Origin of the sequence: Priestia koreensis (genome assembly GCF_022646885.1) — a bacterium.
GTDB lineage: Bacteria > Bacillota > Bacilli > Bacillales > Bacillaceae_H > Bacillus_AG > Bacillus_AG koreensis_A.
On sequence record NZ_CP061868.1, the window covers coordinates 3,498,916 to 3,517,003 of the forward strand.

Here is an 18,088-nt window from a genome sequence, read left to right on the forward strand (position 1 = left end):
CACTTCCTTATAAAAACAGCATAAGCCTGTATAACATCATATTATACAGGCTTACGTTCATTTATTTAAGATTTTCTACTGCTTTTACAACCGTTTCATACATGAACTGCAAATCTTCTTCCGCAATGTTGAGAGGTGGTGATAACGTTAAGACATTATTATGACCTGCTACTGTGGCGCCGTTTTTCCCGATGATTAGACCATCTCGTTTACAAGAAGCAATGACGGCATTTAGCTTTTCCACTTCAAGCGGCTCTTTTGTTTGTTTATCTTTTACGAGCTCAATTCCTAACAGCAGCCCTTTTCCGCGAACATCCCCGACAAGCGGATGATCATTCAACGCGTCCTGAAATTGCTTTAAGAGCTGTGCTCCTAACTGCTTTGAGCGAGAAAAAAGCTGTTCATTCTCCATAATTTCAAGGTTTTTTAGCGCAAGCGCACATGACGCCGGACTTCCTCCGAACGTATTCACGTGGCGGAAGTAGTCGTATTCCTCTGATCCTTTAAACGCTTCATATACTTCTCGCTTCACAGCGGTTGCTGATAGCGGCAAATAAGCGCTCGTAATCCCTTTTGCCATCGTAATAATATCAGGCTTCACACCATAGTTCATAAATCCAAACGGCTCTCCAGTGCGTCCGAATCCACAAATAACCTCATCCGCGATCAGAAGGGCACCGTGCTTTTCACATACTTCTTTAACACCTTTCATATATCCCTGTGGCGGTGTTAAAATGCCGCCCCCGGTAATAATCGGCTCCATAATAAACGCGGCAATGGTTTCACTCAATTCCCATGTCATTGTTCGATCTACCTGCTGAACGGACTGCAATTCCTGCGGTGGCGTTGTGTCAGCTTCAGGGAATCGATACGTATCAGGAGGCGACACGTGAACAAATCCAGGTGCTAACGGCTCATAACGATATTTGCGCTGTGCTTGCCCCGTTGCAGCAAGAGAGCCTAAGGTGTTTCCGTGATAAGAACGGTAGCGCGAAACAATTTTATAGCGCTGATGATCGCCCTTCATCTGATGATATTGACGAGCAATTTTAAAGGCTGTTTCGTTCGCCTCTGATCCGCTATTGGAGAAGAAAATAACATAGTCGTCCTCAAGCCATTCGTTCAGCTTTTCTGCAAGCTTGATCGCTGGCTCATGAGATTGGGTGAGTGGAAAATAGGCTAGCTTTTTAAGCTGTTCATAGGCCGCCTCAGCAAGCTCCGTACGTCCGTAACCAACATTCACACACCAAAGACCGGCCATGCCATCTAAGTATTTTTTTCCTTCATGGTCCGTTATCCAGGCACCGGATGCCTTTTCCACAACCATTGTAGAATCTGGGCTATATGGTCTCATCGCATGCCAGAGATATTTTTCATCTTTTGCTAGCAATGCTTCCTCTTGATTGATCTTCATGTCGTTCTTCTCCTCTCGTCTGCTTAGAAATCGAAGCGTGTTGTGATCATTTTTTTACGCGTATAAAAATTAAGTCCGTCTTTTCCATTTACATGCAAATCGCCGTAAAACGAATTTTTCCATCCCGAAAATGGGAAGAACGCCATCGTTGCAGGTACTCCTACGTTTACACCAAGCATTCCAGCATCAGCCTCTTCACGGAACTGACGAATTGCTTTGGCATCTTTTGTGTAAATCGTTGCCCCATTTCCAAACGGTGACTTTTCAATATATTCGAGCGCTTGATCTAAATTCTCTGCTCTCAGCAAACTTAATACGGGTGCAAAGATTTCTTCTTTCGCGATTGTCATGTGCGGCTCTACGTGGTCAAACACCGTTGCTCCGAGGAAGTTTCCGTCTGACAGCTGCTCCATCTCAGGGCGACCATCCCTTACGAGCACCGCTCCTTCTTCAATTCCTTTTTCAATATATTGAACGGCTTTCGCACGATGCTGTTCGCGAATCACTGCCGTTAGCAGTACCTCATCATCCATTCCGTCTCCAATCGTTAGTTCATCTGCCTTTTGCTTTAGCTTTTGAACAAACGTATCGCCTACATCTCCAACCAATACGACCGCACTACATGCCATACAACGCTGACCTGCACTGCCATAAGCGGAGGAGAGAACGTGCTGAACAGCGTGATCAAGGTTACAGTCTGGCATGACGATATGATGATTTTTAGCACCTGAGAGCGCCTGAACGCGTTTGCCTTTTGAAGCAGCTTCTTCGTACACGTATTTGGCAACAGGCTGTGAGCCGACAAAAGAAATCGCTTTCACATCTTGATGCTGAAGAAGGCCATTTACAACATCATGTGCACCGTGTATCACGTTCAATACGCCGTTTGGAGCTCCTGCTTGCGTAAATAATTCAGCTAAGCGATTTGCTAGCAGTGGTGTTCGTTCAGACGGCTTTAAAACAAACGTATTTCCACATGCAACCGCTAACGGGAACATCCAGAGTGGCACCATCATTGGGAAATTAAACGGCGTGATGCCCCCTACAACACCGACAGGGTAGCGATACATTTCTGAATCGATTTCTTCTGCAATATTATTCAGCGACTCCCCCATTAACAGCGTCGGGGCACCTGCTGCAAATTCAACGCATTCAATCCCACGCTGCACTTCACCATAAGCCTCTTTAAAGGCTTTTCCGTTTTCCTGGACAATTAGCTGTGCAAGCTTTTGATGTTCCTTTGTAAGCAAATGATGAAACTCAAACATAACGCGCGCTCGTTTAGGAGATGGCGTTGTGCGCCACGTTTTAAATGCTTCTTTCGCAGACGCTACTGCTTGTTCAACATCCTCTTTCGTAGAAATGGGCACAAGCGCTAACACGCTTCGATCAGCAGGATTAATGACTTCTTGCGTTTGGCTACTCGTTGATTCTATCCACTCACCGTTAATATAATTTTTTAATACTGTCGTTTGTTGATCGACCGTTGCCATTTTTTCTCCCCCTTATATGATATTGTGTATCATTATGGATGATTTCGAATTCCTTTACATTAGACACTTTGTAACAAAACTTCCGATGACAATTCCACACTTTGCGTAATGAACTCTCTCCTTCCATCTGTAAAAATGAAAAAAAGCTCTAATCATATGATCAGAGCCTCCTTTACTAGAGCTCATAGGAGATTTTTTCTGATGTTCGCTGTCCAAACAAATAATCATAGGCTTTTAACATGAACTCAATCGCCATGCGTTTTTCCGATTCCATAAAATCAGATCCTAGCAATCTCTCTAGCTTTTCAATACGATGATAGAGCGTTTGCCTCACGACGAATAGCTGTTTAGCCGTCTCTTTTTTCGAGCCGTTGCAAGCCAAATAGACTTTTAGTGTATCCAATAGCTTTGTATTAAACTGCTGATCGTATTCCAAAACTGGAGCTAAGTACTCCATAATGACGTCTCGTAAGTCACGATGCTGTTGAACGAGTGAAATAATGCGATACATGTGGAGCTCCTCATAAAAATGAATACACTCCTCGCTACATAACTGCTGCTGAATTCGGAGCGTTTCAATAGCTGTTTCATAGCTTTTATGAATATCTTCTAGTTTTTCCACATGTTGACCCACACCAATGGATTCTACGGCTAACTTAGGAATTCGCTTATAGTCATTAGATAAAAAGCGCATAAATCCATCCATGATACGTTTTTTCAATGTCTTACCCTCACGTTGATTTAAGAGAATACAGACGGCCTGGTTTTTATACACCGTAATAAAGAGACGAAACCCTTGCTGTTCAAACGTATTTCGGAGCAGAAGCTGAAGGTAAACGAGATCCAAATCCTGTTGTTCAGACGCATATTCGTATGTACAAACCGCAATGGTTACTCCCTTAATCTTACTTTTACTAGACGATTCACCGATATAGTAGTAAATATCTTCTTTGGTCAAGTCTTGCTCTAACCAGCGCCTCATCCACTCCGTTTCATGTACCTGCTTTTTTTCTGTGACGTACAACTCACGTAAAAACTGCTGTGCAAGCGCAACGGCTGTTCGGTCTAGCAATAATAGCTCTAGCTCACTTCGATAACGAGCAGAAGGAAAAATGACATACAAACGCGCATGTTCTTTTTGTAACACTTGTATTGATTGTTGAATAACGGAAGGATGATCGTCCTTTTCATCTAGGGTGCGAAGCAAATTTTGTTTCGATAAAAAAGGCAGATCAGGAGCACAGTAAATGGCCCCACTGTGAAGCTTCATCACAACTTGCACATTCGTATGCTGATGAAGAAAGTCTAGAATTGGCTCGACATCATGGACGTCTAGCATTAACTTTTGCAAATTTTGCGAGTAGTTTTCTAATTTGGAGATCGTTTCGTAATGTTGATTGACGAGAAGCGCATGTAAGTCTTGAGTAATTTCAATAAACGGAACTTCTTTGTGAAAAACAATAATAGGAAAACCATAGGCATCAGCCATTCCTTTAATTTCGTCTGGAATGTCAGGCATATAAGGGCCAAGTTCAATACAAAGACCTGCCGCATCAATATCAATGAGCTGCTGTACAAAATAGCGAAGATGGTCAAGGTTTCCACCCCATCCAATGCCTGTTGATAAAATAAGCTCATGACCACGCAGAAGACTTTTCACTTCCGTAACCTCCATGACATGCACCCATTTTATGAACCGATGGAGTCCATTTCCCCCTGCAACAACTTCACTACAGGAAAAATGTTTTCTTTGGAGCACTTCCTCTATTGTTAAGTAAAAACTCAAAATAGCATCACCCCTTCTTTGTCCTATTTTATTATTATAGTATAAGAGGTCCCATCATACGTTAATTTTTTTGAATTTTCTGCACAAAAATACCTGTAATCATTACGATAGAGAATGATTACAGGTTTGATAATGATCGGCAATTCGATCCATTATTTTAGAGCGCCTTTTGGCCTGGTCCTTTATACGGATCATTTCTTTTTTGTAAAACTTCAGTTCGCGTGTTGAAACCGCATCTAGCATAGCCATCTTGAGCTTTTTAATGAGAGCTTGTTCTTCCTCTGTTAATATTTCATCCATTTGGCACATTCTCTTACACACCCCTTCTTACTACTGTTTACCAAAAAAAGATGGTTTTTCAAACCCTTTCGGGGCATATGTAACTAAAACGTAACTCACCGGACATAAAATTAAACGAAATATAAAAAAAGGAACCTCTTTGGTAATAAAGAGGTCCTTTTTTTCTGTTAGTTACTTCCAAATCCAGATCTCACTGACGCTGCAAAAGAAACGTAGAGAAGTACTTTCTTCCATCCGCTGTTAAAACGTGCAGTACTTCTTCTTCCGTCTGATCGTGAGAAACAAACGTGACAAAAGCACCACTCAAGTTTTCGGTCACGGTTTTTATTTTATATCCTTTTTGAAGATAAACATCGATTTTATCTCGCTCGGCTAAAAATTCGTTGTACTCAGACACGCAGCTTCCTCCCCTTTTTTATGAATTTGTTGGCAATGCCTTTTTTAGTTGATAAGGTTCGTTATGCTTCGCGCGCTTAATGTACTCACCGTGACCCGCTTTTCCAACAAATTGCTTTTCTTTGACAACAAACTCTCCGCGGCTTAAGACAGATACAGGCTCACCCTTTATCGTCATTCCCTCAAAAGCGTTGTAGTCAACGGCCATGTGATGAGTATCAGCACTGATCGTTCGCTCCTGATTAGGATCAAAAATAACGAGATCGGCATCACCACCAACTGCGATCGTTCCTTTTTTCGGATAAAGACCAAACAGTTTAGCTGCTTTTGTTGACGTTAAATCAACGAATTGATTTAAGCTAATGCGATTTTTCACCACTCCTTCTGAGAATAAAATGCTAAAACGGTCTTCAATAATGGGTCCCCCGTTTGGAATTTTTGTAAAGTCATCTTTGCCTAACTCTTTTTGTCCCTTAAAGTCAAACGAGCATTGATCAGATCCTAGCGTTTGAAGATCGCCATTTTTCAACGCTTGCCATAATACGTCCTGATGCCATTTTTCTCGGAGAGGAGGGGACCAAACGTATTTTGCTCCTTCAAAATTTGGCTTCTCTAAATCGGTCTGATCAAGCACTAAGTATTGTGGACACGTTTCTCCGTATACATTTGCCCCTTTTTTACGCGCTTCAATAATTTTCTCCACTGCCTGCGCACAGGAAACGTGCACAACATAAAGCTGTGAGTCAGCTAGCTGTGTTAGCTGTGCAGCTCTTCCTGTCGCCTCACCTTCAATTTCAGGTGGACGTGTCAACGCGTGATAGATAGGGTCTGTGTTCCCTTCTGCTAATGCCTGCTCTACTAAATATTCAATCACATCTCCATTTTCTGCATGAACCATCACGAGCGCCCCAAGCTTTTTCGCCTCTAGTAGCGTTCGGTACAGCGTTGCGTCATCCGATTGAAAGACGTTTTTATAGGCCATAAAAACTTTAAATGAGGTAATCCCCTCTTTCTCAATTACATTTGGAAGCTCCGCCAATACGTCATTATTAATCTCACTTACCATCAAATGAAAGCTATAATCAATCGACGCTTTTCCAGAAGATTTTTCGTGCCAGCGATCAATCGCTTTTTGAAGCTGTTCTCCCTTGTTCGTGAGGCAAAAATCAATGATTGTCGTTGTTCCTCCAAACGCTGCAGCAACGGTTCCCGTCTCAAAATCATCCTTTGTTACAGTACCCCCGAACGGCATATCTAGGTGAGTATGTGGATCAATTCCACCTGGGAAGATGTAGCATCCTTTCGCATCAACGATTTCACAATCTGCTTCATCCAGATTGTGTCCGATCGCCATGATTACTTGATGATCGATCAACACGTCTGCTTCATACGTATCTGTTGCGGTCACGATAACGCCATTTTTAATCAATTTTTTCACTGTATTTTCTCCCCCATTTATCTCACTTTATTTTGTTCGAGTGTAGCAAGCGCAGACTGTCGCTCGTTCCATGTCATTGGCGTTGTACTCGGAATTTCAATCATGTCAATGGCCCCGTCTACAGGACAGACAATCGAACATAAGTTACAGCCGACACAGTCCTCTTCTCGTACGCGTAAAAATGGTTTTCCATTTTCATCGTGAAGCATATCAATACACTGATGCGACGTATCTTCACAGGCAATATGGCATTTGTTACAGTTAATACACGTTTCTGTGTTAATTCGCGCCACAACTTGATAGTTTAAATCGAGGTTCCCCCAATCAGAATAACGTTCAACGGCTTTTCCAACGAGTTCTTGAACGCTCGAAATGCCTTTTTCATCTAAGTAATAATTCAATCCATCAATCATGTCTTCTACAATACGGAAGCCGTGGTGCATTGCTGCAGTACATACTTGCACACCCGTTGCACCCATCAGTATAAATTCGACCGCATCTTGCCAGGTTGAAATTCCTCCAATACCCGAAATCGGAACGCCGATGTATGGCTTTCTTGCACACTCTGCAACCATGTTAAGCGCAATTGGTTTTACTGCCGGACCACAGTATCCACCGTGAGCCCCTTTCCCTGCAACGTGTGGAACTGTGTTCCATGTATCAAGATCGACGCCCATTAAGCTGTTAATCGTATTAATCATACTAATCGCATCGGCACCGCCTTTTACAGCGGCTTCAGCTGTTACGGTAATATCCGTAATGTTTGGGGTGAGCTTTACAATGACAGGGGTTTTAGCGACTTCCTTTGCCCAATACGTCTGCTTTTCAACCAATTCTGGTACTTGACCAGAAGCGGCCCCCATTCCGCGTTCAGCCATTCCGTGCGGACATCCAAAATTCAGTTCTAATCCATCTACCCCGACGTCCTCGACCCTTTTCACAATTTCATGCCACTTTTCTTGCTTTGGCTCAACCATGAGTGACGCAATAATCGCATGATTTGGGAATTTCTTTTTCGTCTCATAAATTTCTTTTAGATTTACTTCAAGCGGACGATCGGTAATCAATTCAATATTGTTAAATCCAGCGACTTTTTTTCCACCAAACCCAATTGCTGCAAATCGGGATGAAACGTTTAAAATAGGGTCACCGAGCGTTTTCCAAACGGCTCCTCCCCATCCTGCTTCAAACGCGCGCTGCACTTGATATCCTGAGTTAGTAGGCGGTGCTGAAGCAAGCCAAAATGGATTTGGTGACTCAATACCAGCAAGGTTAATACGTAAATCTGCCATACACGATTCCCTCCTCGACTTTAGGATTGTATTGCGTGTTCACTCATTAAATGTTGATGAATGGCATGAGCCGTTTTCTTCCCTTGCTGCGCTGCCGTTACGACCATTGCATCACCAATTCCTTTTCCAAACACAACGTCTCCGCAAGCAAAAACATTCGGATTTGATGTTTGGTACGTTGCTGGGTCCACCACTACGACGCCGCTTCGATGCTGCAGTCCAAACTGTTCTAGTAGCGTTACGTGCCGCTCCTGGCCAATCGCCTTAATAACGGCATCTGCTTCAACAAGAAATTCCGATCCTTTTAGAGGAACAGGACGCCTTCTCCCGTCTTCTCCTGGTTCTGTAAGGATCATCTTTATACATTCCACGTGCGTTACGTTCCCTTGTTCATTGCCAATAATCCGTAAAGGTGCTGTTAGCCAACGGAACTCCACCCCGTCCTGCTTGGCGAATTCATATTCAAATTCGTAAGCGCTCATTTCATCTTTTGTCCGTCTGTAAATAATTTTCACGTTTTCCGCACCGAGTCGTACTGCACAAGTAGCGCCATCAATCGCTGTATTACCTGCTCCTACGACGACAACTTTCTTTCCAAGGAGATCTTCGCTTAACGGCTTCGTTTTAGTGTTTTTAACAAACTCAATCGCATCGTGAACGCCTTGTAAATCCTCACCCTCAATATTCAATGAAGGAACGTGTGCCATTCCTGCTGCTAGTACAACCGCATCATAGTCAGCAAGCAGGTCATGTGGAGAGACATCATGACCGACTTTCGTGTTCGTATGAATGGTTACGCCTAGGTTTTGAACCTGATCCACTTCCCAGTAAGAAATGCGCTTTGGAAGACGGAATGAGACGATACCATATGTATTGAGCCCACCTGCTTCCTTCTCTGCTTCAAACATCGTTACCTCGTAGCCAAAGCGTGCTAATTCGCGTGCTGCAGATAGGCCGCCTGGTCCTGCCCCTACTACGGCTACTTTCTTCCCATTTTCTTTTCCTTTCTCAAATAAAGAGAGCCCCTTTTCCATTGCCCAATCGGTAGCGTAACGCTGCAGGTGACCAATCGAAATAGGCTTTGTATCGTGGTTAAGCACACACGCTCCCTCACATAGCTCTTCTGTTGGACATACTCTCGCACAGCTTGCGCCAATCGGGTTGGCACTCATGATCGTTGTAGCAGATCCACGAAGATTTCCGCTTGCAATTTTTTTAATAAAGGTGGGGATATCAATTCCTGTTGGACATGCTTTAATACACGGAGCATCATAACAGTATAAACATCGGTTTGATTCTTCCATTGCCTCTTGCTTTGTGAACCCTTTTTCTACCTCTTCAAAGTTGCGCATTAATTGTGCAACTACTTGTTCGTCAGGCGAATGTGTACTCATTCCTACTCCCCCTTTATCATTCTTTACGGTAACAGTGCCGTCATTTCCTGATACGTTTCCGGACGACGATCACGGTAAAACTGCCACGTATCTCTCACTTCTCGAATCAGCTTGCGATCCATAACGCCAATGATGACTTCCTCCTTATCACGGCTTCCCATTGATACGAAGCTTCCTCTCGGATCAACCAAATAGGATTGTCCATAAAACTCTCCCATATTCCACGGTGCTTCTACTCCAACACGGTTAATCGCCGCCACGTAATAACCGTTCGCAACGGCATGAGCAGGCTGCTCAAGCTTCCACAAATACTCAGACATACCTGCTACAGTAGCAGATGGATTAAAGACGATTTCTGCTCCCTTTAGTCCTAGTAAGCGCGCACCTTCAGGGAAGTGACGATCGTAGCAAATATAAACGCCAATCTTTCCATATGCCGTATCAAAAACGGGATAACCTAAGTTTCCTGGTTTAAAATAATACTTCTCCCAAAAGCCGTAGCCTTCATTTCCTACACCTACATGTGGAATATGTTGCTTTCGATATTTTCCGAGGTATGATCCGTCTGCATCAATAACTGCTGCCGTATTGTAATACGTAGCGATCCCCTCGCGCTCATAGATTGGCAAAACAATAACGACACCTAGCTCTTTTGCTAGCGCTTGAAATCGCTGTGTTGTTGGTCCATGAGGAATTTCTTCTGCAGCATCGTACCACTTGCTGTTTTGTTCTGAACAAAAATACGGCCCGTAAAAGATTTCTTGTAAGCACACCATTTGGGCCCCTTGATTCTTCGCTTCTTTTATAAGCCGAATATGCTTTTCAATTGCCGCTTCTTTATGTGCCTCTACAGACAATTCTCCAGATAGATCGTTTTTTGCTTGAATAAGACCAATCGTAATTTGATCTGACATTCCTTCTACCTCCTACTCTTTTTTGTAAGCGCTTACATATTTTTTAGATAGGATAGGACTACCAACGCGCAGTGATTCAAACGAACGCTTTACCATTATCTGAATCTTACATTTATTCTAACGAAGCAAGAGGGCTCGTGCATTATACATTATGTTAAAATGTGAGGCGCGATTATTACTCACTATGTAAAAAAACAAAGGCGCTGGTCAGAAGTTCTGACCAACGCCTCTTTTATTAGTTACCTGCTACTTCTTTAATGATTGCAACGACTAGTTCAGACGTTTTCACTAATTCTTCTACAGGCATTTTTTCATTTGTTGTGTGAATTTCTTCGTATCCAACTGCTAAGTTAACGGTTGGAATATCAAATCCAGCGATCACGTTCGCATCACTTCCGCCTCCGCTGTGAAGCAGACGAGAGTCACGATTTACGTTAGCTACCGCACGTTTTGCTACTTCTACTACGTGGTCACCGTCACCAAACTTAAATCCTGGATACATCACGTTAATTTCCACTTCAGCACGTCCACCCATTTCAGAAGCCGCTGATTCAAATGCTTCTTTCATTTTTTGAACTTGCGCTTCCATTTTTTCAGGAATTAACGAACGCGCTTCTGCTAAAATATCTACGCGGTCACACACGATGTTTGTTTGTGTTCCACCTTCAAAGCGTCCGATGTTTGCTGTTGTTTCCTCATCAATGCGTCCAAGTGGCATTTTGGAAATTGCTTTTGATGCAATCGTAATAGCTGAAACGCCTTTCTCTGGTGCTACCCCAGCGTGAGCTGTTTTGCCATAGATGGTTGCTTTTACTTTTGCTTGTGTTGGTGCAGCAACGATGATATCGCCCACTTTTCCATCACTATCAAGCGCATAACCAAACTTCGCTTTTACAAGTGCAGGATCTAATGCTTTTGCACCAACTAATCCTGACTCTTCACCAGCAGTAATGATGAACTGAATGTCACCATGCTCGATGTTTTGCTCTTTTAGTACTTGAATTGCTTCTAGCATCGCAGAAAGACCTGTTTTGTCATCTGCCCCAAGGATCGTTGTACCGTCTGTTACAACATAGCCGTCTTTTAGGGTTGGCTTTACGCCTTTACCTGGAACAACCGTATCCATATGAGAAGTGAAGTAAATTGGATCTACCCCTTCTTTTGTTCCTTTAAGCGTACAAATAAGGTTTCCTGCACCGTGTCCTGTTACGCCAGTTGTATCGTCTTCAAATACTTCGACACCAAGTGCTTTAAATTTTTCCGTTAATACTTTTGAAATTTCTGTTTCAAATTTTGTTTCAGAGTCAATCTGAACAAGCTCTAAAAATAAGTCAAGAATGCGTTGCTCGTTAATCATATGTATCCCTCCGACGAAATACTCTCTTAAAGCGGAATATTTCCATGTTTTTTTCTCGGTCGGTCTTCGTGCTTATTTTGGAGCATTTCTAATGCCTGAATGATTTTCATTCGCGTTTCACGAGGATCGATCACATCGTCTATCATACCTAGTTTAGCAGGTACATAAGGATTTGCAAACTTTTTGCGATATTCTTCAATCTTATTCGCCCTTGTTACTTCAGGGTCTTCACTAGTATTGATTTCTTGTGCAAAAATTATGTTTGCAGCTCCCTGTGGACCCATAACCGCTACTTCGGCATTCGGCCAAGCATACACAAGATCTGCTCCAATGGACTTACTGTTAAGAGCTACATAAGCACCTCCGTAAGCTTTTCGGAGAATAACCGTAATTTTCGGAACCGTTGCTTCTGAATAAGCGTACAAAATTTTCGCACCGTGACGAATAATACCACCATGCTCTTGTTTGATCCCCGGGAAAAATCCCGTAACGTCTTCAAACGTAATAAGCGGGATATTGAATGAATCACAAAAACGAATAAAGCGCGCTGCTTTATCAGATGAGTCAATATCTAAACCCCCAGCCATCACCTTCGGCTGATTGCAAACAAGCCCTACTACCTTCCCTTTTACTCGACCAAATCCCACAACTAGATTTTTCGCAAAATCCTTTTGCACTTCTAAAAAGGAATCCGTGTCGACGACTTGCTCGATTACCTTTCGCACGTCGTATGGACGAAGCGTATCAAACGGAACCACTTCCACAAGATCTGGACGATAGTCCGAGTCATCATTTGTATGTTCATGAGGCGGTTGCTCCTCATTATTTTGCGGAAGATAACTTAGTAATAAGCGTACCTTTTCTAGCACTTCTTCTTCTGTTTCAGCCGAAAAATGGGCGTTCCCGCTAATTTCATTATGAACCTTTGCACCGCCTAAATCTTCAGACGTAATGCGCTCACCTGTAACGGTCTCGATTACTTTTGGACCCGTAATGAACATCTGACTCGTTTTCTCTACCATGAATACGAAGTCGGTAATAGCCGGTGAGTAGACCGCTCCTCCTGCACAAGGTCCCATAATGACAGAGATTTGTGGAAACACGCCCGAATAAATCGCGTTTCGGTAGAAAATTTGGCCATATCCATCCAGTGACACAACCCCTTCTTGAATACGAGCGCCACCTGAATCGTTTAGACCGATAAACGGTACGCGTGTTTTGGCTGCGAGGTCCATTACATAGGCAATTTTCTTTGCATGCATTTCTCCTAGCGCTCCGCCAAACACCGTAAAATCCTGTGAAAATAAATAGATTGGGCGACCGTGTACTTTTCCGTATCCCGTTACGACGCCGTCACCAGGTCCTTTCTTTCCATCAAGACCAAAATCTGTACAGCGATGTTCAATGAACGGATTTAGCTCAACAAAGCTACCTTCATCCACTAATAAATCGATGCGTTCACGTGCCGTTAGCTTTCCCTTTTCATGCTGCTTATCAATTTTATCGTCCCCACCGCCAAGCTCAATTTCGCGGCGAAGATCATACAGTTCATTAATTTTCTCAAAGATATCCATTACGCTTCCTCCTTCTGCTTTTCGCATAATTCGTATAAAACGCCTGAAGCAGATTTCGGATGTAAAAACGCAATGTTAGCACCAGCTGCCCCTTTTCGTGGTAACAAATCAATCATTTTTACTCCATTGGTTTGGAGCTCATGAATTCGTTCTTCTATAGACGTCACGCCAACCGCAATATGATGAATTCCTTCTCCTCGCTTTGCAATAAACGCTGCGATCGGGCTATTGTCTGCGGTTGGCTCTAGTAATTCAAGCTTTACATTTCCAGCATTTAAAAAGGCTACCTTTACTTTTTGTGATTCCACCACTTCTGTTCCGATCAATGTTAAACCGAGTGACTCCACGTAAAACGGTAAAGCGCTCTCAATTGATTGAACGGCAATCCCAATATGATCTACTTTTTCAACCATGATCTCTCCTCCTGTTGTCTTAAAAAAATCCTTTCCCCTTCATGTAATATTCTTTTGTCTGTCTACAAAATCCTTCATTATTTTAAAGCAAATGTCGAATTTTCGACATTTGTGTTGAGAATATGAAAATACGAGGGAATGACTTGTCTCTCCTCGACTCCCACGTTAAAATGAAGAAAATGATGTGTGGAGGTTGCTCATGTCGAATAAAAAAGTACAAAAAATTGTTGTATTCCTCATGCTCGCCGTAATGCTTCTTACGACCCTTTTAACCGGTCTTGCAATGTGGATATAAAAATAACCAGAGCGCATATGCTCTGGTTATTTTATCATGCCTTTTTGTCTGGCGATCGCGTCTAGCGGGTAAGGAGAGGAAGTAATAATAACCTTTGTTCCGAGTGGAATTTTCTCATAAAGCGCTTCTAACGCATCCTTATGTAGTCGAATACATCCCTGTGTTACATATTGGCCGATCGATGATTCTCGGTTTGTCCCGTGAAGTCCGTAAATTCGTCCATCTGTCCCTCTTGCATCAAATCCCATCCACCTTGTTCCTAATGGATTTTCCGGATCTCCACCAGGGATGTTTTTACGTCTGTAATACGGATTTTTAGCCTTCACCGTTACCGTAAATTCCCCTTCTGGTGTTAATTCAGCTGATTCTCCTGTTGCGACGGTAAATTGCTGAATAATTTTTCCCTCTTGTACAAAAATACCCTCATTTGTTTCCTTATTCACGATAATGGACGGATCACCAGGCGTAGCGGCTAGTGGCCATACTGGTGACAGTATAAAAGTTAAAAGAAAAAGAGCCGTTTTCATTTTGCATCACCTAGTTTTTTTCTTAGGGTTTGCCAACTTGCTTCTTCTATACTTTCAGTGATTTTTTAATAATTAAATACTGTTCCATTTCTTTTAAAAAGTGAAGAAGCTCGGCTCTTGCCTCAAACTCTTCTCTTGTTTTCGGAAGCTCCATGCTTTGGAATTCCTCTCGTAGCTGATACAGTTTCGCTAAAAATAGCTTCGCCGTATTTCCTGGATGAATCGATAAGCCCAGTTCTTCAATAAAGTCAGCAATCATATAGCGCTGTTCAACCATAGAATCAATGGACGTGATGTGTGGAAGCATGCGCTCTATAATCTCGAACTGTTTTTCACGAATGCGGAAATAATGATAATAGTAGTTCTCCTGCTGAACAAGGTGATTTTCAATGTCGCGAAAGGCCAGTGCTTTTGCTCTTTCAAGCAATTGAGCTGTTTCCGTAATTTCCTCCCCGCTCCAGTTGCTCTCATTTGTTCGTAAATAGGACACCATTTCTTCAAACACACGCTTGAAATTTTCTTCAATCTTCGCCTGATATTTTTTCATATCCCGGTCCAAGCTTGGCATGTAAAGGTTCATAACGAGCGCGACACCGATCCCAATGACAATGAGTCCTAGCTCGTTGAATACGATTTTCCATGTCATGTTTTGCAACGAATAAATATGTAAAATAATAACGGAACTCGTGACAATCCCTTCTTTTACATTTAACAGCACGGTCGTTGGAATGAAGAATAAAAGCATGAGCCCAATAATAACAGGGTGATACATAATCCCTTCAAAGAAGACAAACGAGAAGACGATCGCCATTGAACAGGCAAGGAAACGCTGTGTGGCGGTACGAAGTGATTTTTTCTGTGATACTTGAATGCAAAGAATCGTAATAATACCTGCGGAAGGGAAAAATTGCAGATCAAAAAATTGCGCAATCATAATTGCTAGTGCGGTTCCAATAGCTGTTTTCAGCGTTCGATAACCAATTTTAAATTTCATCTTTATTCAAACTCCTACTTTCTTTTAAGCTTTCCCCTATCAGTCTATCCTATTTCTTATCATGAAATCGGTCATTTCGCAACCTTTCACCAATGAAAAACAGAAAGAGCAAGGAAGCTATCTCCCTTGCCCCGACCTCTTTTATAAAATTTTCTCTAAAAACTCTTTGGCACGTGTACTTTTCGGATTGACGAAAAATTCTTCCGGTGGACTGTCTTCCACGAGCTGACCATTATCTAGGAACAAAACGCGGTCTGCGACTTCACGCGCAAATCCCATTTCGTGGGTCACAATCGCCATCGTCATACCCGTTTCCGCTAAGTTTTTCATTACGTCTAGCACTTCTTTGACCATCTCAGGATCAAGCGCAGATGTTGGCTCATCGAACAACATGACTTCTGGTGACATCGCTAGCGCTCTTGCAATTGCCACGCGCTGCTTTTGCCCGCCTGACAATCGGTTCGGATATTCGTTCGCCTTTGCGGATAGTCCTACTTTTTCAAGCAGTTCCATCGCTTGCTTTTCAGCTTCCGCTCCCGCTACTTTTTTCACTTTGTTCGGTGCATACGTTAAGTTCTTCAACACCGTCATATGTGGAAACAAATGAAAGTGCTGAAATACCATTCCAACTCCTTGACGAACTTTCATAATGTCGACTTTTTTGTTTGTCACGTCTTGTCCGTTGATGAACACGTGACCGCTTGTTGGTTCTTCTAATAAATTCAAGCAGCGAAGAAACGTTGATTTACCTGAACCAGAGGGCCCTATGATGGCAACAACTTCACCTTGCTTAATCGATGTTGAAATACCTTTTAAAACGTCTAGTTTTCCAAATGACTTGTGGAGGTTTTCTACCTTAATCACTACTCTTCAAACCCCTCTCCACTAATTTACCGAGTATTGTTAAAATCATGACCATTACGTAATAGATCAAGCCTGCAAAAAGCAGCGGCTCAAAGTATGCGTACGTGTCTCCACCGACTAAGTACGAACGGCGCATAATATCGGCAATCCCGATTACCGTTACGACAGCCGATTCTTTTGTTAACGAAATTAATTCGTTCATGAGCGCCGGTAAAATGTTTTTAAATGCCTGTGGAAGAATAATGCTCCACATCATACGTCCGTAAGAAATACCAAGCGCCATTGCGGCTTCCTTTTGCCCTTTATCAACTGCGCCAATCCCTGCACGGATGATTTCAGATATATACGCCGCTGAGTTTAGCCCGAATGCTATAACCGCTGCCACGTACGCGTCTATTTTAAATCCAACAATTTGCGGCATCCCAAAGTAAATGATCATTAACTGTAAGATCAGCGGCGTTCCTCTAAAGATGGACGTATAAATATCGGCTAAAATCGTGAGCACTTTGACGCGACCAATTTTGAAGAGAGCCAATACAATTCCAAGTACAAATCCTATTATCGCTGATACTGCTACAACTTTTAGCGTCACGCCAATCCCTTCTAAAATATAAGGGATGGAAGGCTGTATTTGTGTAAAATCTAGTTTCATGCTTTGTTCCTTCCCCTCTTCTTACAGCTTATTGATCTCCGCCAAACCATTTTACGATTAGCTTATCTAACTCACCGTTTTCTTTCATTTCATTTAGCACGCGGTTAAAGTCTTTTGTTAACTTACTGTCTTTTGGAAATGCAATTGCAGATCCTGCTTCATCTTCTTTATCATCACTGATGACAATGCCTGTTAAATCTTTTTCTTTATCTAAATAGCCCTTCGCTACTGTATCTTCAATAATCGCTCCGTCAAAACGATCTGACTTAATTTCTTGAATAATATCTGGAATACGGTTGCGGTTTTCAATTTTGAACTTCGTTGTTTTGTTTAACTCTTTTGCTTTGTCTTCTTGAATAGAAGAAGCTTGTACGCCAATGGTTTTTCCTTTTAAATCGTCCACGGATTTAATTCCACTGTTTTTTGGTGTAATGATTACATCTTTTGCTGTGTAATAAACGTCTGTGAAATCAACGTTCTTTTTACGTTTTTCAGTCGGTGTCATTCCCGCCATAACAAAATCAACTTGATCTGCTTGAATAGCTGGAATTAATCCGCCGAAATCCATATCCTGCACTTCTACTTCATAGCCTAGCTTTTTCGCGATTGCATTCGCTAGGTCAATATCAAATCCGATTGGCTCTTCCCCATTTTTTGTATCAACATATTCAAACGGCTTGTAATCTGCTGATGTCCCCATCGTTAGTACCTTTTTTCCGTCTCCTGACGTTTTCTCGTCTTTTGTTCCACATGCTGCAAGAATTCCCACTACCAACATGCTCACTACTGCAAGCGATAACCACTTTTTCATTTTATGTCCCCCTCAATATTGTATAAACCTATTAATATACCAAAATATAGTCATCACGATGACACGTGACGAAAACGCAACGTAATCAGTCGGTCTATGTACACAAGAAGAATCCCTTCTTCTCCCGACTCTTGAATCCTCACGAGCAACCTTCCTTTGTCGGAAGTAGCAACG

At 42.4% G+C, this 18,088-nt stretch carries 18 protein-coding genes; 1 reads left to right on the forward strand and 17 read right to left on the reverse strand.

Features of this window, described 5'->3' with window-relative positions; translation table 11 throughout:
* Nucleotides 1–61: 61 nt before the first annotated feature.
* From IE339_RS18415 to mce, 12 genes are all read right to left on the reverse strand, one after another.
* Nucleotides 62–1,414, reverse strand: coding sequence for an aspartate aminotransferase family protein (locus IE339_RS18415; protein ID WP_242169930.1), 1,353 nt, complete (start codon nucleotides 1,412–1,414; stop codon nucleotides 62–64).
* Between the two features lie 23 nt (nucleotides 1,415–1,437).
* Nucleotides 1,438–2,907 carry a CoA-acylating methylmalonate-semialdehyde dehydrogenase gene (locus tag IE339_RS18420; RefSeq protein WP_242169932.1) on the reverse strand — a complete coding sequence of 490 codons (1,470 nt, stop codon included), beginning with the start codon at nucleotides 2,905–2,907 and terminating at the stop codon, nucleotides 1,438–1,440.
* A 175-nt stretch (nucleotides 2,908–3,082) separates the two neighbouring features.
* Nucleotides 3,083–4,666 (reverse strand): PucR family transcriptional regulator, encoded by a 1,584-nt coding sequence (locus IE339_RS18425; RefSeq protein ID WP_242176237.1) that lies wholly within the window; start codon nucleotides 4,664–4,666, stop codon nucleotides 3,083–3,085.
* A gap of 129 nt (nucleotides 4,667–4,795) precedes the next feature.
* Nucleotides 4,796–4,993, reverse strand: a complete 198-nt coding sequence (locus IE339_RS18430; protein ID WP_242169934.1) for a hypothetical protein — start codon at nucleotides 4,991–4,993, stop codon at nucleotides 4,796–4,798.
* A gap of 190 nt (nucleotides 4,994–5,183) precedes the next feature.
* A complete protein-coding gene (locus IE339_RS18435) occupies nucleotides 5,184–5,390 on the reverse strand; it encodes a hypothetical protein (RefSeq protein WP_242169935.1) in 207 nt (68 codons plus the stop codon).
* An 18-nt stretch (nucleotides 5,391–5,408) separates the two neighbouring features.
* Complete coding sequence (gene hydA, locus IE339_RS18440; protein ID WP_242169938.1) at nucleotides 5,409–6,827, reverse strand: dihydropyrimidinase; 1,419 nt, start codon at nucleotides 6,825–6,827, stop codon at nucleotides 5,409–5,411.
* 17 nt (nucleotides 6,828–6,844) lie between these two features.
* Nucleotides 6,845–8,119 (reverse strand): NAD-dependent dihydropyrimidine dehydrogenase subunit PreA, encoded by a 1,275-nt coding sequence (gene preA, locus IE339_RS18445; protein ID WP_242169941.1) that lies wholly within the window; start codon nucleotides 8,117–8,119, stop codon nucleotides 6,845–6,847.
* 20 nt (nucleotides 8,120–8,139) lie between these two features.
* Complete coding sequence (locus IE339_RS18450) at nucleotides 8,140–9,513, reverse strand: NAD(P)-dependent oxidoreductase (RefSeq protein WP_242169944.1); 1,374 nt, start codon at nucleotides 9,511–9,513, stop codon at nucleotides 8,140–8,142.
* A 23-nt stretch (nucleotides 9,514–9,536) separates the two neighbouring features.
* The gene (locus tag IE339_RS18455; RefSeq protein ID WP_242169948.1) at nucleotides 9,537–10,427 is read right to left on the reverse strand and encodes a nitrilase-related carbon-nitrogen hydrolase; all 891 of its coding nucleotides are present in this window, start codon (nucleotides 10,425–10,427) and stop codon (nucleotides 9,537–9,539) included.
* A gap of 235 nt (nucleotides 10,428–10,662) precedes the next feature.
* Nucleotides 10,663–11,784, reverse strand: coding sequence for a tripeptidase T (locus IE339_RS18460; protein ID WP_053402205.1), 1,122 nt, complete (start codon nucleotides 11,782–11,784; stop codon nucleotides 10,663–10,665).
* A 26-nt stretch (nucleotides 11,785–11,810) separates the two neighbouring features.
* Nucleotides 11,811–13,358: an acyl-CoA carboxylase subunit beta gene (locus IE339_RS18465; RefSeq protein WP_053402204.1), complete on the reverse strand. Its 1,548-nt coding sequence runs from the start codon at nucleotides 13,356–13,358 to the stop codon at nucleotides 11,811–11,813.
* On the reverse strand, nucleotides 13,358–13,771 hold the full coding sequence (mce, locus tag IE339_RS18470; RefSeq protein ID WP_242169951.1) for a methylmalonyl-CoA epimerase: 414 nt from the start codon (nucleotides 13,769–13,771) through the stop codon (nucleotides 13,358–13,360). The genes IE339_RS18465 and mce overlap by 1 nt, the downstream gene beginning before the upstream one ends.
* Before the next feature lie 199 nt (nucleotides 13,772–13,970).
* Here mce and prli42 point away from each other — a divergent pair, with 199 nt between their 5' ends.
* Nucleotides 13,971–14,066 (forward strand): stressosome-associated protein Prli42, encoded by a 96-nt coding sequence (prli42, locus tag IE339_RS18475; RefSeq protein ID WP_242169954.1) that lies wholly within the window; start codon nucleotides 13,971–13,973, stop codon nucleotides 14,064–14,066.
* Nucleotides 14,067–14,092: 26 nt separating this feature from the next.
* On the opposite strand, the gene IE339_RS18480 is transcribed toward prli42, so the two are convergent.
* The 5 genes from IE339_RS18480 to IE339_RS18500 form a co-directional block, all read right to left on the reverse strand.
* Nucleotides 14,093–14,593, reverse strand: coding sequence for a L,D-transpeptidase (locus tag IE339_RS18480; RefSeq protein WP_242169958.1), 501 nt, complete (start codon nucleotides 14,591–14,593; stop codon nucleotides 14,093–14,095).
* 46 nt (nucleotides 14,594–14,639) lie between these two features.
* A complete protein-coding gene (locus IE339_RS18485; RefSeq protein WP_242169961.1) occupies nucleotides 14,640–15,587 on the reverse strand; it encodes an aromatic acid exporter family protein in 948 nt (315 codons plus the stop codon).
* A 141-nt stretch (nucleotides 15,588–15,728) separates the two neighbouring features.
* Nucleotides 15,729–16,451: an amino acid ABC transporter ATP-binding protein gene (locus tag IE339_RS18490; RefSeq protein WP_242169964.1), complete on the reverse strand. Its 723-nt coding sequence runs from the start codon at nucleotides 16,449–16,451 to the stop codon at nucleotides 15,729–15,731.
* A complete protein-coding gene (locus tag IE339_RS18495; protein WP_053402199.1) occupies nucleotides 16,444–17,103 on the reverse strand; it encodes an amino acid ABC transporter permease in 660 nt (219 codons plus the stop codon). The genes IE339_RS18490 and IE339_RS18495 overlap by 8 nt, the downstream gene beginning before the upstream one ends.
* A 28-nt stretch (nucleotides 17,104–17,131) precedes the next feature.
* Complete coding sequence (locus tag IE339_RS18500; RefSeq protein WP_242169968.1) at nucleotides 17,132–17,914, reverse strand: transporter substrate-binding domain-containing protein; 783 nt, start codon at nucleotides 17,912–17,914, stop codon at nucleotides 17,132–17,134.
* Nucleotides 17,915–18,088: the final 174 nt, after the last annotated feature.

What these genes read in the sequence shown, in the direction of transcription:
- IE339_RS18415 (WP_242169930.1), bottom strand. Translation starts at nt 1,414, where the DNA reads ATGAAGATCAATCAAGAGGAAGCATTGCTAGCAAAAGATGAAAAATAT.
- IE339_RS18420 (WP_242169932.1), bottom strand. Translation starts at nt 2,907, where the DNA reads ATGGCAACGGTCGATCAACAAACGACAGTATTAAAAAATTATATTAAC.
- IE339_RS18430 (WP_242169934.1), bottom strand. Translation starts at nt 4,993, where the DNA reads ATGGATGAAATATTAACAGAGGAAGAACAAGCTCTCATTAAAAAGCTC.
- preA (WP_242169941.1), bottom strand. Translation starts at nt 8,119, where the DNA reads ATGGCAGATTTACGTATTAACCTTGCTGGTATTGAGTCACCAAATCCA.
- IE339_RS18450 (WP_242169944.1), bottom strand. Translation starts at nt 9,513, where the DNA reads ATGAGTACACATTCGCCTGACGAACAAGTAGTTGCACAATTAATGCGC.
- IE339_RS18455 (WP_242169948.1), bottom strand. Translation starts at nt 10,427, where the DNA reads ATGTCAGATCAAATTACGATTGGTCTTATTCAAGCAAAAAACGATCTA.
- IE339_RS18460 (WP_053402205.1), bottom strand. Translation starts at nt 11,784, where the DNA reads ATGATTAACGAGCAACGCATTCTTGACTTATTTTTAGAGCTTGTTCAG.
- IE339_RS18465 (WP_053402204.1), bottom strand. Translation starts at nt 13,358, where the DNA reads ATGGATATCTTTGAGAAAATTAATGAACTGTATGATCTTCGCCGCGAA.
- mce (WP_242169951.1), bottom strand. Translation starts at nt 13,771, where the DNA reads ATGGTTGAAAAAGTAGATCATATTGGGATTGCCGTTCAATCAATTGAG.
- prli42 (WP_242169954.1), top strand. Translation starts at nt 13,971, where the DNA reads ATGTCGAATAAAAAAGTACAAAAAATTGTTGTATTCCTCATGCTCGCC.
- IE339_RS18480 (WP_242169958.1), bottom strand. Translation starts at nt 14,593, where the DNA reads ATGAAAACGGCTCTTTTTCTTTTAACTTTTATACTGTCACCAGTATGG.
- IE339_RS18485 (WP_242169961.1), bottom strand. Translation starts at nt 15,587, where the DNA reads ATGAAATTTAAAATTGGTTATCGAACGCTGAAAACAGCTATTGGAACC.
- IE339_RS18495 (WP_053402199.1), bottom strand. Translation starts at nt 17,103, where the DNA reads ATGAAACTAGATTTTACACAAATACAGCCTTCCATCCCTTATATTTTA.
- IE339_RS18500 (WP_242169968.1), bottom strand. Translation starts at nt 17,914, where the DNA reads ATGAAAAAGTGGTTATCGCTTGCAGTAGTGAGCATGTTGGTAGTGGGA.